This window comes from Paenarthrobacter sp. NPDC089307 (assembly GCF_040685055.1).
GTDB lineage: Bacteria > Actinomycetota > Actinomycetes > Actinomycetales > Micrococcaceae > Arthrobacter.
On record NZ_JBFBHE010000006.1, the window covers coordinates 346284 to 362414 of the forward strand.

General features: G+C 63.0%; 13 protein-coding genes and 1 tRNA gene. 6 read left to right on the forward strand and 8 right to left on the reverse strand.

The features are described 5' to 3' along the window. Positions 1 to 41 precede the first annotated feature (41 nt). The 3 genes from AB0N72_RS17000 to AB0N72_RS17010 all read left to right on the forward strand — a co-directional run bounded on the left by AB0N72_RS17000 (position 42) and on the right by AB0N72_RS17010 (position 3857). Positions 42 to 1841, forward strand: coding sequence for an ABC transporter ATP-binding protein (locus AB0N72_RS17000; RefSeq protein ID WP_363932697.1), 1800 nt, complete (start codon positions 42 to 44; stop codon positions 1839 to 1841). Continuing rightward, on the forward strand, positions 1838 to 3670 hold the full coding sequence (locus AB0N72_RS17005; RefSeq protein WP_363932694.1) for an ABC transporter ATP-binding protein: 1833 nt from the start codon (positions 1838 to 1840) through the stop codon (positions 3668 to 3670). Before AB0N72_RS17000 ends, AB0N72_RS17005 begins: the two co-directional genes overlap by 4 nt. Positions 3671 to 3780: 110 nt before the next feature. After that, positions 3781 to 3857, forward strand: a tRNA-Pro gene (locus AB0N72_RS17010). Positions 3858 to 4161: 304 nt separating this feature from the next. On the opposite strand, the gene AB0N72_RS17015 is transcribed toward AB0N72_RS17010, so the two are convergent. Then, a complete protein-coding gene (locus AB0N72_RS17015; protein ID WP_363932692.1) occupies positions 4162 to 4377 on the reverse strand; it encodes a hypothetical protein in 216 nt (71 codons plus the stop codon). Positions 4378 to 4501: 124 nt separating this feature from the next. On the opposite strand from AB0N72_RS17015, the gene AB0N72_RS17020 reads away from it, so the two are divergent. After that, positions 4502 to 5767, forward strand: a complete 1266-nt coding sequence (locus tag AB0N72_RS17020) for a helix-turn-helix transcriptional regulator (RefSeq protein WP_281452518.1) — start codon at positions 4502 to 4504, stop codon at positions 5765 to 5767. A gap of 74 nt (positions 5768 to 5841) precedes the next feature. On the opposite strand, the gene AB0N72_RS17025 is transcribed toward AB0N72_RS17020, so the two are convergent. Then, positions 5842 to 6780 (reverse strand): phosphoribosylaminoimidazolesuccinocarboxamide synthase, encoded by a 939-nt coding sequence (locus tag AB0N72_RS17025; RefSeq protein ID WP_363932689.1) that lies wholly within the window; start codon positions 6778 to 6780, stop codon positions 5842 to 5844. A 2-nt stretch (positions 6781 to 6782) separates the two neighbouring features. Further along, positions 6783 to 8093: a phosphoribosylamine--glycine ligase gene (purD, locus tag AB0N72_RS17030; RefSeq protein ID WP_363933297.1), complete on the reverse strand. Its 1311-nt coding sequence runs from the start codon at positions 8091 to 8093 to the stop codon at positions 6783 to 6785. A 112-nt stretch (positions 8094 to 8205) separates the two neighbouring features. Between purD and AB0N72_RS17035 the strand changes: the two genes are divergently transcribed. Beyond that, the gene (locus tag AB0N72_RS17035; protein WP_363932687.1) at positions 8206 to 9222 is read left to right on the forward strand and encodes an asparaginase; all 1017 of its coding nucleotides are present in this window, start codon (positions 8206 to 8208) and stop codon (positions 9220 to 9222) included. Between the two features lie 21 nt (positions 9223 to 9243). After that, positions 9244 to 9654: a sterol carrier family protein gene (locus AB0N72_RS17040; protein WP_363932685.1), complete on the forward strand. Its 411-nt coding sequence runs from the start codon at positions 9244 to 9246 to the stop codon at positions 9652 to 9654. Between the two features lie 75 nt (positions 9655 to 9729). Here the strand turns inward: AB0N72_RS17040 and AB0N72_RS17045 are convergent, their stop codons facing one another. The 5 genes from AB0N72_RS17045 to AB0N72_RS17065 form a co-directional block, all read right to left on the reverse strand. Further along, on the reverse strand, positions 9730 to 11217 hold the full coding sequence (locus tag AB0N72_RS17045; RefSeq protein ID WP_363932682.1) for a cation:dicarboxylase symporter family transporter: 1488 nt from the start codon (positions 11215 to 11217) through the stop codon (positions 9730 to 9732). 180 nt (positions 11218 to 11397) lie between these two features. Beyond that, a complete protein-coding gene (locus tag AB0N72_RS17050; RefSeq protein WP_363932680.1) occupies positions 11398 to 12357 on the reverse strand; it encodes a hypothetical protein in 960 nt (319 codons plus the stop codon). A 204-nt stretch (positions 12358 to 12561) separates the two neighbouring features. Next, positions 12562 to 13329, reverse strand: a complete 768-nt coding sequence (locus AB0N72_RS17055) for an SDR family oxidoreductase (protein WP_363932677.1) — start codon at positions 13327 to 13329, stop codon at positions 12562 to 12564. A 23-nt stretch (positions 13330 to 13352) separates the two neighbouring features. Next, positions 13353 to 14099: an aspartate/glutamate racemase family protein gene (locus AB0N72_RS17060; RefSeq protein WP_363932674.1), complete on the reverse strand. Its 747-nt coding sequence runs from the start codon at positions 14097 to 14099 to the stop codon at positions 13353 to 13355. 90 nt (positions 14100 to 14189) lie between these two features. Then, complete coding sequence (locus AB0N72_RS17065) at positions 14190 to 15755, reverse strand: NCS1 family nucleobase:cation symporter-1 (RefSeq protein WP_363932672.1); 1566 nt, start codon at positions 15753 to 15755, stop codon at positions 14190 to 14192. Positions 15756 to 16131: the final 376 nt, after the last annotated feature.

The window sequence follows — 16131 nt, forward strand, 5'->3', positions numbered from 1 at the left end:
ACCTCCGCACCATCTGAAGATCCAGCTGTTGAGAAGCGGGCATGTCCAAGCAAACGTCATTTTTCACCTCCGTCGGCCGCCTGTACCCTCACGTGCGGCCAATACTCCCCCGCCTTTTCATGGGCCTGATCTGCGCCTTGCTTGCCAGCATTGTTGCGCTCACCATCCCGCAGGTCTTGCGGGTTTTGGTCAACAACTCTTTGCAGCCCGGCGGTTCCACTGACGCAGTCTGGATTGCCGCCGTCGTGATCCTTGCTTTGGGTGTTGCCGAGGCCGGGCTGGTGGCCTTGCGCCGCCAGTTCGTCATCAACCCCGCGACCACGGTGGAGACCCGCATGCGCGTGACCCTTTACGGGCACCTGCAGGAACTCACGGTGGCGTTCCATGATCGCTGGGGATCGGGCCAGTTGCTTTCGCGGGCCATGACTGACCTGAGCTTCCTGCGTCGTTGGATGGCGTTCGGCGCGATCATGCTGGTGGTTACGACGCTGACGGTGATTATCGGCGTCGGGGTCATGTTTTCCATGAGCTGGCAGCTGGCGCTCATCTTCCTGGCCGCGGCCGTGCCGATCATGATCAACTCCTTCCGGTTTCGTCGACGCTTCAGCCTTGTCACCAGGCTCAGCCAGGACCAAGCCGGCGACCTCGCCACCACAGTGGAGGAATCCGTCCACGGCATTCGCGTCCTGAAGGCGTTCGGACGCAGCCGGGAGGCACTGGAGAACTTCAACGGCCAAGCCGAGGAACTGCGCCAAACTGAGATCGCCAAGGCAAAACAGCAGGCGGGTTTCACATTGGTGGTCACCCTTCTGCCGGAGCTCGCGTTGGGTGTTGGGCTGGTGGTTGGCGTCATGCTCGCCGCGAGTGGTCAGCTCAGCATCGGCGCGTTGGTGGCCTTCTTCGCGACTGCCGCGGTGGTGGCCACGCCGGTTGAATTCTCCGGCATGCTCCTGGCCATGGCGCTCACAGCCAAGACCGCCCTGGATCGTCACTTCGAGGTCATGGACACCGAGAACACCATCACTTCGCCGGACGAGGCCGTGGTTCCGGAAACCGTGAAGGGCGCCTTGCGCTTTGAACAAGCAGGTTTCGGTTTCGACGACGGAGGCACCCTCCTGCACGACGTCACCTTGGACATCCGCCCCGGCGAGACCATGGCCTTGGTGGGCATCACCGGCAGCGGCAAGAGCGCTCTGCTGCAGCTGGTCCCCCGACTCTACGACGTCACCGCCGGTGCAGTGACCATCGACGGCGTGGACGTCCGCGATTACGACATCGATGAACTCCGCAGGATCGTTGCCGTGGCGTTCGAAGACACCACGCTGTTCTCCAGTTCGGTGCGGGACAACGTCCTTTTGGGCGCTCCGGATCCCAGTGACGCTGCCTTGGATGAGGCTCTGGATGTGGCGCAGGCACAGTTCGCCTACTCCCTGCCCGACGGCGTGGACACGCTGATCGGCGAGGAAGGCCTGAGTCTGTCCGGCGGCCAGAGGCAGCGCATTGCCTTGGCCCGCGCCATCGCCGCTCAGCCTAAGGTCCTGGTCCTGGACGATCCCCTCTCCGCTTTGGACGTGAACACCGAGGAACGTGTGGAAGCCCGCTTGCGCGAGGTCCTCCGCGAGACCACTACCCTGATCGTGGCGCACCGTCCCTCCACAGTGGCTTTGGCGGACCGGGTGGCGTTGCTCGAAAACGGAACCATCACCGCCGTCGGAACCCATACGGAATTGTTGACCGGAAACGACCACTACCGTTACGTCATCGCCAGCCTGGACGCCGGTCCGAAGGACCTGGATACGGAACTGGATGAACTCGAAGAAGCTGAGGAGGCCCGCCGGTGAGCGCCACAACATTTGGGACCGCCAACGAGGACAACACCCTCCTCAGCAAAGCAGACAGCAAAGCCGTACGACGCCGGTCGCTCGCCTTGCTTGCCTCGCTGATCCGCCCGGTGCGGTTGCGTTTTTGGCTGACGATCGTGATGGTGGTTGTTTCGCAGCTCACCCGTGTTGCGGGGCCGGCGCTGATTGCGTTCGGCATCGACCACGCACTGCCGGCCCTTCAGTCCGGTGACAACGGGCCGCTGGTGTTGGCGGGTTCCCTCTACTTGGCCGCCGCTTTTGCTACGGCTGGAATGACCGCTCTGTATGTGACCTCCACAGCCAGGCTCAGCCAAGCCATGCTCCTGGACCTGCGGCTGCGGGTCTTCCGGCACACCCAGCGCCTGAGCCTGGAGTTCCATGAGAAGTACACCTCGGGCCGCATCATTGCCCGGCAAACCTCTGACCTTGAGGCTTTGCGCGAGCTGTTGGATTCCGGCGTGAGTTCCCTGGCTTCCGGAATGCTGTTCATGCTGTTTACGGCCTTCACGGTGTTTGCCTTGGATTGGCGGAGCGGCCTGATCATGCTTGCGGCCGGCGTTCCCATGTTCTTCCTGGCGCGTTGGTACCAGAAGCACTCGCAGATCGCGTTCCGGGAGTCCCGAGTGGTGTCAGCTCGACTGATTGTCCATTTTGTGGAAACCATGACCGGGATCCGCGCCGTGAAGGCCTTCCGCAAGGAACGTGAAAACGCCGCCCGGTATGGGGAGTTGGCCGAGGACTATCGCAAGAACACTGTCCGCTCCATCAACCTGAACGGTATCTTCCAGCCGGGCCTGGTCTTGATCGGCAACGTCTGTGTGGCCGTGGTCCTGCTGTTCGGCGGCTTTCGGGTGCTCAGCGGTGACCTCGCCGTGGGTGTGCTCCTGGCACTGATCCTCTCCACCAAGCGCTTCTTCCAGCCGGTTGACCAGATGGCCATGTTCTACAACTCCTTCCAGAGTGCCCAGGCTGCACTGGAGAAGGTGTCAGGACTGCTGGAAGAAGTTCCCACGGTCCGCCCACCGAAAAACCCCGTGCCGCTGAAGAGTTCCCGTGGGGAGATCGACTTCAAGGGCGTGGAGTTTGGCTACAGCGACGGCCAGTTGGTTGTTCCCACACTTGACCTGCACATTCCTGCCGGGCAGACAGTCGCCCTGGTGGGACAGACCGGTGCCGGCAAGTCCACGCTGGCCAAGCTCGTGGCGCGTTTTTACGACGTCACGTCCGGCGCCATCACCCTGGATGGGGTGGACCTGCGGGACCTGGCGACGACCGATCTCCGCCGCGCCGTGGTGATGGTGACCCAGGAGGCATTCCTCTTCAGCGGTTCGGTCGCTGACAATATTGCTTTGGGTCGCCCCGAGGCTTCCCGCGCCGAAATCGAAGCTGCCGCCGTAGCGGTGGGTGCGCACGAGTTCATCACGAGCCTGCCGGAGGGCTATGACACCGACGTCAACAAGCGAGGTGGACGGGTGTCCTCCGGGCAGCGCCAACTCATCGGTTTTGCCCGGGCATTCCTTGCCGCACCGGCGGTCCTGATTCTGGACGAAGCTACGTCCTCCCTGGACATTCCTTCCGAGCGCATGGTCCAGCAGGGACTGGCTCATCTCCTGGAGGGAGTCGCAGGCGGGAACGCTGCCCGGACGGCCATCATCATCGCCCACCGCCTATCAACTGTGGAAACAGCCGACAGGGTGCTGGTGGTCCACGACGGACGCATCGTGGAGGACGGGACGCCGGCTGAGCTGATCAGTGGCGGTGGACGCTTCGCGCAGTTGCATGGGGCTTGGCGGGATTCGCTGGTGTAGCTATCTTTTGCGTGGGGCTCATGGGATTGCTGTGACCACCGACACCGCATGCTCGATTTCGCATCCGGCAGCGATTCAGCTATCCTTGAACAGTTGCTTTCGCAGCGGATCGGGATGTAGCGCAGCTTGGTAGCGCGCTTCGTTCGGGACGAAGAGGTCGCAGGTTCAAATCCTGTCATCCCGACCAAACACGAAAATGGCGTCGAGAAATCGGCGCCATTTTTGTTTAAGCCCAGCCGCTTCGCCGTAGTTATCCACAGCCACTCCCCCGACTGTTTGCGCAGGGGGCCGCTATCACTAGGCTTTCACGGGCCGGGGCAAGTTCCTGGCCCTCATCCACATGGCGGTATCCGGGGGACGAGCAATGCCGGCAGAAGTGATCCAGCTAATCGTGGCCCAAATCAATGCGGTGTCACGAATGCAACAGCAAGGGCAAAGAAAAACCCCGGGGCTGCTCGTCACACCCCGGGGTTTTACTAACTACAATTGATTTACATTGGATCCGGCCAGTTGCCAATCGACATTGGCGTGTAAGTGGTGTCGACTGACTTGGTCGGAGCCGCAATGCGCATAGGATCTGGCCAGTTGCCAATGGCGCTTACGGTGGAGGAGTCTACTGCCGACGCGGCAGAGACGACTGCGGGAGCCGCAACCGTGACGGTCAGTGCGCCTGCCAAGGCCACTGACGCGAAGATTTTTTTGAACATGATGTACCCCAATGCGAGTCGGATTCGTTACGAAAATTGCGCGGTCCCTGTTGACATACATTGTAAAATGTTTTCCACAGAGACTGTCAAGGTTTTGGTCAAAAGACACCTGTAGGAGGGACCCGTGGGAAACGGATTCGGCGAGAAACTACGTGCCGAACGGCTCGAACGCGGGTTAACGCAGGCGGAGCTCGGCAAGAACCTGTACTCGCCAAGCTACATCTCGCTGCTTGAGACCGGGCGCCGTGAGCCCACGGCAGAGGTCATCGAAGAACTCGCCCGTCGCCTGGAACTGGCCCCCAAAGCCTTGGAAGCGTGGAGCCAACCCGTTTCAGTGAGCGATGCCGAGTACGTTTTGGCCGGCCTCTACGCCCGGCAGGCATGGGATTTGCGCGACTACCAGCTCGCCGCAAGCCACGCCGCCACGGCTGCACAGATTGCCCTTGAGGCCAAGAACAACAGTGCCTGGTGGAACATGACCTACATGCAGGCCGAGTGCGTGATGAAGCAAGGCCAGCTGAAGGAATGCCAGCAGATCGTTGAGCACCTGCTGGAGCACCCCATGGCCACCGAATCCGCCGGCCTCGGGGTGCGCGCCTGGCAGATGCTTGCCGCAGTGTGTCACGGCCAAGGCCAGCTGGCCACCGCCGTCGAGCATGCAAAGCAAGCAGTAAAACTGAGCGAGCAACTGCCCAAGGGGTCAACCCTCATTATTGGTGCGCACCGCGCCCTGATCGGTGCGTTGGCCGAGAGCGGCAAGCTTGATGAGGCCTGGGAGTACTGCCTGGCGATGATCGAGCACATGGACGAACACTCCATGTCGCAGCTGGCAGGCGAGGTCGCGTGGGTGGTGGGCAACGTGGCCTTCATGCGCCACGACTACGTGGAGGGCATCAAGCACCACGAACGCGCCGCCAAACTGCTCTCCCCCGCCAACGACATCGAACTGTGGGCTCGCTTCAACAAGGCCTCCGCGGCGGTCCGGCTGTCCTCGGGCATCGTGGAACCGGAAACCCTGTCCGCCATTGAACGTGCCGAACTCGCGCTGTCCATCGTGGGCGGCAACAAGACCGACCAGCTGGAGGTCGCTTTCATTCGCGCCCGCTGGCTGTACCTGACCGGTGACATTCCGGCCGCCGTCGAGAAGCTGCGCGAAATCCACGCCGACCGCAAGGTCTTGGCACGGCACACGGCCGGCGAAGTCTCACTGCTGCTCGGAAAGTCGTTGAAGGCCGCGGGAGAAGCGTCAGAAGCGCTGAAGTTCCTGGAAGAAGCCCAGCACGACTTCAGTGCGGCCGGAGCGTCGGACCGCGTCCAGCAAGCCATGGACGCTGTGCTGGAAATCCGCCTGGCCGAACGTCGTGCCGCGAAGGAACACTCCGAAGCCTGATTACCCAACTGGGGGACAGCACATGTTCCACTGAGCGCTCAGTGGAACATTTACTGTCCCTCAGTTGGGTGGGGCTACGCGAAGGTGCGGCCCGTCAGCTTCTCGTACGCCTCTACATAGCGGGCACGGGTGCGGTCCACGACGTCGGCGGGAAGCGCAGGCGGCGGGGTATCCGAAGATTTGTCCCAGCCGGATTCGGCGGAGGTCAGCCAGTCACGGACGTACTGCTTGTCATACGAGGGCTGCGACTTGCCCGGCGCGTACGTGGACGCGTCCCAGAACCGTGAAGAGTCCGGGGTCAGGACCTCGTCGCCAAGGGTGATCACGCCAGTGGCGGCGTCGATACCGAACTCCACCTTGGTGTCGGCCAGGATGATGCCGCGTTCACGGGCGATCTCCTCGGCGCGGGTGTAGATCTTCAAGGTGAGCTCGCTAAGACGGGCCGCGATGTCATCGCCAACCATCGCCACCACGTCGTCGTACGTGATGTTGACGTCGTGTTCGCCAACCTCGGCCTTCGCCGACGGCGTGAACAGGGCGTGGTCCAAACGGGAACCATCCACCAGGCCCTCAGGCAGCGGGATCTCGCAGACCGTGCCGGATTCCTTGTACTCGGCCAGCCCAGAACCCGTCAGGTAGCCGCGGGCGATGCATTCCACCGGGAACATGTCCAGCTTCTTGCAGATCATGGCGCGGCCCTCAACCTCGGACGGCACCCCGCCCTCAACGGTGGAGGCCAGCACGTGGTGCTCCACATCCAGCTGCTCGAACCACCAAAGGCTCAGCTGCGTGAGAACGCGGCCCTTGTCCGGGATCTCGCTGCTGAGGACGTGGTCGTAGGCGCTGATGCGGTCACTGGCCACAACCAGCACGCACTCCTGGCCGATCTTCTCCGTGATGGCTTCATCGGCCGGAACGTAGAGGTCGCGGACCTTGCCGGAATAGACATGGGTCCAGCCGGGAAGGTCCAGGGTCTCGGTCTCGAAACCGCCTGCGGGAAGGGAATCAGTCATGCTCAGGCCTGCACTTTCGGGATGGTGCCGGTTGCCGTGTACGGCACCCGGATTTCGCCGCGGGCGGCTTTGCCTGCGATATCCGTACGGAACTGTGAGCCTTCAAGCTGAACCAGCTCGACGCCGTCGTACGCCTTTTCGCGGGCCTCCACCAGATCCGAACCGAGCGCCACGACCGCCAGGACGCGGCCACCGGCGGAGACAACCTTGCCTTCGTCGTCCAGCTTGGTACCGGCGTGGACCACGTGGACGCCGTCCAGCTCGTCGACCTTCTTCAGGCCACGGATGCGATCGCCGGTGCGGGGTGTGTCCGGGTAGTTTTCGGCTGCAACGACGACGGCGACCGCCGTGTCCTTGGACCAGCGCAGCTCTTCTGCGGTGTCCAGTTCGCCCTTGGCAGCTGCCAGCAGCAGCGCGCCGAGCGGCGTCTTGAGGCGGGCAAGCACAGCCTGGGTCTCGGGATCGCCGAAGCGGACGTTGAATTCGATGACGCGCGTGCCGCGCGAGGTGAGGGCCAAGCCGCAGTACAGGACGCCGATGAAGGGCGTGCCGCGGCGGGCCATCTCGTCCACGGTGGGCTGGGCAACGCGGTCGATGACTTCCTGGACCAGGCCTTCGGGTGCCCATTCCAGTGGAGTGTAAGCACCCATGCCACCGGTGTTGGGGCCTTCGTCGTTGTCGAAGATGCGCTTGAAGTCCTGCGCCGGGGACAACGGGACCGTGGTGCGGCCATCGCAGAGGACGAACAGGGAAACTTCGGGGCCATCCAGGAATTCCTCGATTACCACTGTTCCACCGGCGTCGAAACAGGCCTGCGCGTGGGCCAGGGCTTCCTCCCGGTCGTTGGTGACCACAACGCCCTTGCCCGCTGCGAGGCCGTCGTCCTTGACCACGTGCGGTGCACCGAAGGTGTCCAGGGCGTCCGCGGCTTCTTCGGCGTTGGTAGCAACCCGGGCCATGGCCGTGGGAACGTTGGCTTCGGCCATGATCTGCTTGGCAAACGCCTTGGAAGCTTCCAGCTGGGCTGCTTCCTTGCTGGGACCGAACACCGGAATACCGGCTTCGCGGACGGCATCGGAAACACCGGCAGCCAGCGGCGCCTCTGGGCCGACAACTACCAGGTCAACACCCAGCTTGGTGGCGAGGGCGGACACGGCTTCCGGGTTGTTCCCGTCAATAGCGTGCGTGGGAACGAGTTTGCTGATGCCCGCGTTGCCGGGGGCCGCGTGGACCTCGGAGACGTTGGGATCTTCAAGCAGAGAGCGGACAATGGCGTGTTCGCGGCCGCCTGGGCCAATGACGAGTACCTTCACAGTCTTCAAGGGTACTTTGTGTGGAGCGCTCGGCCTAAGCTGTGTCACTCAACGGACCAGGCGCGCACCACCGCTGGCCCGGGAACCACGCTCCCGCACCTAGACTTGCTTCATGCCCATGAGTTCGCATGAAACGTTCAACGTTGAGTCCGCCGTCGAACTGGCAGTGATCGAACGCAGTGGCTTCATCGAGTCCCGCCATGTTGGTGCGGCCGTGGTCCTCGCGGGGGACGGTTCGGTGGTTACCCGCCTCGGCGACATCGATGCTCCCGTTTTCGCCCGCTCCACCCTCAAGCCCTTCCAGGCGTTGGCTTCCATGCAGTCCGGCGTTCCCCTTCGTGGCGCCCAGGTCGCAGTGGCCTGCGGCAGCCACACGGGTTCCCTGGATCACATGGACGTGGTGGAGGGAATGCTCAAGGCCGCAGGCGTCCGGGAAGAACACCTTCAGTGCCCCACGGCGTGGCCGCAGGACGAGACCGCCCGCAACTGGCTGGTCCGCTCAGAGCGTGGGCAGTCCAAGCTCGCGTTCAACTGTTCCGGTAAACACGCCGCGTTCCTGTGGGCCTGCACGGAGAACGGCTGGGACCTGCGCAGCTACCTAGAACCGAACCACCCGCTCCAGCAGAGGGTACGTTCAGTCATTGAGGAGTACAGCGGCGAAGCCATTTCACACTTGGGCATTGACGGCTGCGGGGCACCAGTCGCCGCGATCTCCCTGACCGGGCTGGCCCGCGCCTACTCCCGCTTGGCCAAATCGCCGGGGGATAAGTCCTCCAACGCCCGCGCAGCCACCATCGCCACGTCCATGCTGGATTACCCGTGGGCCGTCCAGGGCAGGGGCGAATCGAACACCGTGGTCATGGAAGAGCTGGAAGTCCTTGCCAAGATCGGCGCCGAGGGCGTCCTGGTCCTGGCCACCCCTACCGGCGCCACCGTCGCAGTCAAGATGCTGGATGGGAACCTCCGCGCCACGTCCTTGGTTGGCCTGACGCTCCTCGCCGTCAGCGGTGCCGTGGACATCCCGGCCGTATCCAGCGTCCTGGAGCGGGTAGTTGAGCCCGTGCTCGGTGGAGGACATGAGGTAGGCCGGATCCGCCTGGGCCACGCCGTCTCCGCCCTGCTCGACTAGTAGTTAAGAAGGAAACAAACCATGGCCGTTGCACGACGCCGAGTCGATATCTCCGAGGGCCGCGCCGCGCTGGCAGCCTGGCAAACCGCCGTCGAACCTTCCAGCGGTGAAGCCGACGGTGAGTCCGGCGCCGCTGCCGGGACACCGCCGTCGCGCGCTTTGATTGCGACGGCGGTGCGCTACTCCCTGGAGGAAGTCACCGCGCGTGCTCCCGGGAACTCGGTGGAGGTCCGCGTCCCGCCGTTCGGTGTCACGCAGTGCGTGGAGGGGCCGCGGCACACGCGCGGCACTCCCCCGAACGTCATAGAGACCGACGCCGACACCTGGCTTCGGTTGGTGACCGGACGCCTCAACTGGGCTGACGCAGTATCGGCCCACAAAGTGACCGCCTCCGGCCTCCGGGCTGACCTCTCGTCGCTCCTCCCCCTCTAACCAAACGAGTTTTTGTACAGCTAATGCCCCTAAGACGCGGCCTTAGGGGCATTAGCTGTACAAAAACCCGGCAGGTCAGTCGGGGCAGACCGGTGTTGAGGGTTGGCCGGGTTTGCTCATCTCGAACTGCGGGATCTCGTCCGCTGCAGGGCCTCCCCGGAATTTCGGCGAAGGCTGCTGGCCGCCGCTGATGCGCTCCAGCTCCTGCTGCGCGTAGACGTCTTCCTTGCCGAGCATGATGGCCGTGTCCTCATTGGTGATCTCACCGTTGAAGGCGCGGACCATGACGCTGCGGTCGAACTGGCCTTCCCACTTGGCCACCACGAACGTTGCTACACAGTTGCCGAGCAGGTTCACCACTACGCGCATGGAGTCCATCAGGCGGTCGGCGCCGAGAAGGAGTGCCACGCCTGCCACCGGGAAGATGCCCAGCGCGGCTGCGGTGGCGGAGAGTGCCAGGAACGACGAACCGGGGACGCCTGCCATGCCCTTGGACGTCAGGAGCAGCACGCCGAGGGCGGCCAGTTGCTGGCCGAGGTCCAGGTTGTGACCGAATGCTTGCGCAAGAAACAGCAACGAGATGGACAGATAGATCGCAGCGCCGTCCAGGTTGAAGGAGTAGCCGGTTGGAACCACAAGGCCGGTGGTTGCACGGGAGCAGCCGGCGTTGGTCAGCTTGGTCATGATCCGGGGCATGACTGCTTCAGTGGACGCCGTGCCGAGTGCCAGCAGGAATTCCTCCCGGGTGTACTTCAGGAACTGCCAGAGCGGAACCCGGGCGAAGCCCCAAGCCACCAGGAACAGCAGCCCGATGAAGATGATAGCCGCGCCGTAGCATGAGGCGATCAACAGGGCGTAGGTGCCGAGGGTGCCCACACCGTATTGGCCAATGATGAACGCCATGGCGCCAAATGCGCCGATCGGAGCCACGCGCATGATCCAGGACATGATCTTGAAGATGAGCTCCAGGACCGTTTCCATAAGGCTGATGACCGGCAGGCAGCGTTCCCGGCCGATGACCACGATTGCGGCACCGAAAAACACGGAGAAGAAGAGCACCTGGAGCAGGCTGTTGCTGGCGAAAGCGCCGATCACGCTGGACGGTATGACATCCAGGATGAAGGCGGCCGCATCCTTGGGGACTGCGTGGCCGGTCTTGGCGTCGAGCGCTTCCTGAGACAGGGTTGCGGGATCGATGTTAAGGCCGGCACCAGGCTGGACGATGTTTGCGACCACCAGGCCGAAAACCAGGGCGAAGAGCGTGGCGCCGGTGAAGTACAGGAGTGCTTTGACCCCGACCCGTCCGACCGCCTTGACGTCGCCCACTGCCGAGATGCCCGTGACGATCACGAGGAAAATCAGCGGGGCGATGATCATTTTGATGAGTTGAATGAATCCATCACCCAGTGGCCGGAGTGCGGACCCGATGTTCGGCCAGAAATGACCGATGAGCACACCTGCGACGACGGCGATCAGGATTTGAAAAAAGAGCGACTGGTACAGCCGCTTTTTCTTCTGCGGGGCCGAACTCGCCTTCAGCGCCGCGGGGTCTGGGATCTTCATTGATCTGAACCAATCAGTTGGGAAACGGCCCCACGTTTTGAGGGGATGTTTTCAATGTAAGCCGGGTCACACCATTCCGCAAGGGGAGATTCGATTTCCGTATTGCGGAAGTCGCATTTGGTTTTTTGTACAGCTAATGACCTCCTGGGCGGCTTTTAGGGTCATTACCTGTACGAAAACTCAGCCCGCCCAGCCTTGCTTCCGGAGCGCTTGCCTCACCCGCGACACCACCCAGTTCCGGCCATGGTCCATGTCGATCCTGTTGATCTTCACCTGCCGCCACCCGGCGTCCGCCACACGCTGGTCCCGGTACGCATCCAGCGCCTGCTGCTCGGGAGAAAGATGATGAAGTCCTTCATACTCCAGGCAGGTCCGAAACCCTGGGCACCCCAAATCGGTCCAGACAGGCCGGCCCAGGGCATCATCCACCCGGCAGTTGGGGGCGAACTCAGGAAGTCCGGCCTCGTCAAGCATCAGGCGTAGCTTCGTTTCCGGCGGAGAATCAACTCCCACCCGAAGCATGTCCAAGGCGATGCGCGCTTTTCGCACGCCGTGGACTCCGTTGGCCTTTTCGACGAATTGCCTCAGCTTGGACAGGGGCACCATCGCAATCCGGGGTGGTCCAAACGACCGCTCGTGTTCGCTGACAATGGCATCGCCCGCAATCACCAGGTCCTCCAGCGGCAACATCGTGGCCAAATCCACCCACGTCCGCGCGATGGACGTGAGCAGGACGCCGTGAAGTTCAGTGAGATCGCCAGCCCGCAATGACAGGCGGTGCCCTGCAACACCCCTGCGTCTGGGCAGCGCACCGGTCCTTTGTCGCGACAGGTGGATGAATCGTCCCGGCTCGCGGAAATGCGGACCGCTTTTGGGTCCCCACGGGACAGGTTCGACGACGGCGGTCACCGGCCTGCCGCCGTCGGGCCTGAACTGCGCCCAGGCGGGCAGTGGCAATCCGAGTACCTCAGCGGCACTGACGTGGCTCAGGAAATCACCCTGGTGAAGCTCGAGGTGGGGACTGGCCACCGACAACAACGTTTGCGGATTCTTTGGCACGCGAAGGCCCCGGCTTGGCACCCAGAGATCGGCCGCGCGGAGCCGCCGGGGAGCCACGCCGGATTCTGCTGCCGCGTCCACTGTGAAGGCGCGAAAGGTCAGGGCTGGAGGAAGAGGAGATAACGGCCGCATGCCCCATTGAGTCACACGGAAGGAACCCGTGGGACGTTATCCACAGCTCAGCCCGCCCTGCACGGAGTTTTTGTACAGCTAATGACCGCAAGAGGGGGTTTTAAGGGCGTTATGTGTACAAAAACTCCCCGTACGGGGGGTGAGGGGACCGCGTTAGCCGCGGCCCACGAAAGGCATGCCGGCAGCCGTGACCACCAGGGATCCAACACTCGCCGACGCCGGCATGTTGGCCATCAAAAGCACGGCACGTGCGGCATCCTCCACTGGGAACATCGGCTCCACCTTGCGGCTGCCATCGGCCTGCAGCGCACCGGAGCCGACGCCAATGGTGTCCATGATCTCGGTCCGCGTGTTCCCGATGTCGATCTGGCCGCACGTGATCCCGAAAGCCCGCCCGTCCAACTCGATGCTCTTGGTCAGGCCCGTCATTGCATGCTTGCTCACGGCATACGCCACGGACCTGGGCCTGGGCGAATGGGCCGAGATGGAACCATTGTTGATGATCCGTCCGCCCTGGGGACGTTGCTCCTTCATTGAACGCACAGCCTCAGCGGCGCAGAGCATGGACCCGGTGACGTTCACCCGAAGAGTGGCTTCCCACTCCTCCACGTCAAGGTCGCCCACATCCCCGGAGGGTCCAAAAACGCCGGCATTGTTGAACAGGACATCGACCCGGCCCCAACGTTGGCGGACTTCCCCGAAAAGGCGCGCGACGTCGTCGGGCGCCGTCACGTCGCAGGGAACCGCGAGGGCGTCCGGATGGCCATCCGCGGTCTCGAGCAGCTGCGCCTCCCGGCGCCCGGCCAGCGCAACCCGATAACCGTCGGCGAGCATGAGTCGGGCCACCGCCCGCCCGATACCCGAACCGGCACCGGTCACGACGGCGACCCTGGGGGCCGGGGGCGGGCTGGAGTCAGTCATGTGGTTGCCTTTCGGTGGTGCGTTCAGCGCGTTGCGGCAGCGGGCCGGGCTGCGGTTATCGGCCAGCCTATGACAGTCTTGGGCCGCGGTGTGGCGTATGTCCGCACCTTGGAGGTGGACAGGCCGAGGCGGACCAACGACTCAGCAATGGTCACGGCCGCGGCCACACCATCAACCACGGGTACCCCGGTGCGTTCGCGGATTTGCTCATCAAGTCCGGCCATTCCTCCGCAACCGAGGACGATAACCTCGGCGTGGTCCTTGCTGACGGCTTCTTCGGCTTGCCCGACAATTGCCTCGACGGCACGTTCCGGATACTCCTCGAGCTCCAGCACGGCCATGCCACTGGCACGGACAGAAGCGCAGCGTGCGTCCAGCCCGGCGAGCTTGAGGCGGTCCTCGATCAAGGGCACCGCGCGGTCAAGCGTGGTCACCACCGAGTACTTGTGGCCCAGGAACATCGCCGTGCTCGCGGCGGCTTCGGTGATGTCTACCACCGGCACGTCCAGGAGCTCCTGAAGACCCTCGCGGCCGTGCTCGCCGTAGCCGGCCTGGATGACGGCGTCGAAGGGTTCCGGGTAGTTGACCACAGCGTCCATGACGGCGATGGCGGCGAGGTAGCTTTCAAAGTTGCCCTCGCAGGAATCGGCGCCAAAACGCGGAGTGATCCCGATGATCTCGGTACCGGGGGCAGCGGCGGCTCGGGCCTGGGCTGCGATGGAGTCGGTCATGGATTGGGTGGTGTTGACGTTCGCGACAAGGATGCGCATGGGGTTCCTCTCAACGGCAGCGCCCGCCCTGCGGCCGGCGTCCGTTGAACTCGGAGGCCGGGAGGGCGGGCTTGCCGCAATGCTTTGTGTCTAGTGCGTGCTGGCGACGGCGATCGGCTCGCCGGAGACGTCCTGGTGGACTTGCTTCTTATCCGCCACGGCGAAGTAGGTCAGTGCGGCGACGCCGGCTCCGATGAACCAGGCGAACGGCGCCGCGGCGGCCAATCCCGGTATGAAGGCGATGGCAATTGCCAAGGCAGCAGCCGGCAGCATCGCGATGATGGCCTTGGGGTTTACGCCGCGCTTGTAGAAGTAGGCGCCCTTGGGGTCTTCCGTGTAAAGCTCCGGAACGTTGACCTTGCCCCGGCGGACCAGCCAGTAGTCGGCCATGACCACACCGAACAGCGGGCCGAGCAAGGCGCCCAGGCCGCCGAGGAAGTACACGATCACGATCGGGTTGTTATAGAGGTTCCACGGCAGGATGATCAAGCCGATGGTGCCGCTCACCCAGGCTGCCTTGCGGAAGTTCAGGTGCCGCGGGAACAGGTTGGTCAGCGCGTACACGGGGGCCACGAAGTTGGCCATCAGGTTCACCGCGATGGTGAGGATCAGCAGGGCGAGGCAGGCCAGGACCAGCAGGAGCGTATTGGGGATGCTCTGGACGATGTCGGAGGGACTCTGGATGACCGTGCCGTTGATCTTGTACTGGCCGCCCGCCATGACGACGACGATCGCGCCGAACACGAGCATGTTGATGGGGATGCCCCAGAAGTTGCCCTTGACGATGGACTTCCTGGAGGTGGAGGACCGGGTGAAGTCGCAGAAGTTCAGCACGAAGGTTCCGTAGATGGACACCCAGAGCGCACCGCCGGCAAAGATGGTCAGCCACATCTCGGTGCCCTCAAGGCCCTTGATGCCGGACCACTGGATGGCGCCGCCGGCTTCGATGAAGACCCAGACGGCGATCGCTGCCATGGTGATGAGGATGATGGGGCCAGCGAAGGCTTCGTATTTACGGATCATTTCCATGCCGAAGCTCACGATCACCAACTGCACGATCCACAGTGCCACGAAGGAGAACCAACCCAGGGTTGAAAGGCCCAGAATGGAGTTGCTGTCGAGGTCCTTCAAGCCGGGAGCCATGGCCACCAGCATGACGCGGAGGACCACGGAGGCCAGGTAGGTCTGGATGCCGAACCATGCGACTGCGACGGCGCCACGGACCAGGCTGGCGATCTGGGCTCCCCGGATACCGAAGCTGATTCGGCTCATCACGGGGAAGGGAACACCTGTCTTCTGGCCCATGAACCCCGAGAAGTTCAGGAGGGCAAACAGAAGCACGGCCCCGATGCCCAGGGCTACCAGGATCTGCCATCCTCCCAGGCCGAGGGAGAACAACCCGATGGCGAAGGCATAGTTACCCAGGCTGTGGACGTCGTTGGCCCAGAGGGTAAAAATGCTGTAGCTGGTCCACTTGCGGCCTTTGGCCTTGGTGGGTGCGAGGTCGATGTTGTAAAGGCTGGGACTGATGGTTTGGCCTGCGGCTTCGGAAGCAATCGCGCAAAGATCCGTGTTTCCCACGACCGGATGGCCAGGGGCACCCGTCTCTGCGTCTTCCGGAGTCTCGTTGACGCCGACTGATGAAGTCGTCTGCATCGTGGATCTCCACTTCGTACTGATTCCACATTGCGGAATCGAGTTATTGAATAGTGAAAGAACTCTATGACGCAGGTCACCCTGGGTCAAGGCTCGCGACTGTATGCAGGGTCACATTTGGTTGTTTGGCGTCGGGTTTCCGGGTTGACTGTTTCGGATACGCGATCCGTGTTGACGCTGCCCATCGGCAGACGTAATCTCGAATTGCAGAATTTTATTCTCACAATACGAAATTCCTTGAGCGCCCCCACAGAGCAAGCGCCCATACATTCAATGAAGAGAGGTTGGACGTGGCTGCAGGAGAAGAGACCTCACACATCCTCAGCGGGTTGACTGCCCAGCTGCCTGATCGTGATCCGGAAGAGACCGCGGAGTG

Coding starts and splice junctions, on each gene's coding strand:
- AB0N72_RS17060 (WP_363932674.1), bottom strand. CDS start 14,099: ATGCGCATCCTTGTCGCGAACGTCAACACCACCCAATCCATGACCGAC.
- AB0N72_RS17040 (WP_363932685.1), top strand. CDS start 9,244: ATGGCCGTTGCACGACGCCGAGTCGATATCTCCGAGGGCCGCGCCGCG.
- AB0N72_RS17055 (WP_363932677.1), bottom strand. CDS start 13,329: ATGACTGACTCCAGCCCGCCCCCGGCCCCCAGGGTCGCCGTCGTGACC.
- AB0N72_RS17025 (WP_363932689.1), bottom strand. CDS start 6,780: ATGACTGATTCCCTTCCCGCAGGCGGTTTCGAGACCGAGACCCTGGAC.
- AB0N72_RS17035 (WP_363932687.1), top strand. CDS start 8,206: ATGCCCATGAGTTCGCATGAAACGTTCAACGTTGAGTCCGCCGTCGAA.
- AB0N72_RS17065 (WP_363932672.1), bottom strand. CDS start 15,755: ATGCAGACGACTTCATCAGTCGGCGTCAACGAGACTCCGGAAGACGCA.
- AB0N72_RS17045 (WP_363932682.1), bottom strand. CDS start 11,217: ATGAAGATCCCAGACCCCGCGGCGCTGAAGGCGAGTTCGGCCCCGCAG.
- AB0N72_RS17000 (WP_363932697.1), top strand. CDS start 42: ATGTCCAAGCAAACGTCATTTTTCACCTCCGTCGGCCGCCTGTACCCT.
- AB0N72_RS17015 (WP_363932692.1), bottom strand. CDS start 4,377: ATGTTCAAAAAAATCTTCGCGTCAGTGGCCTTGGCAGGCGCACTGACC.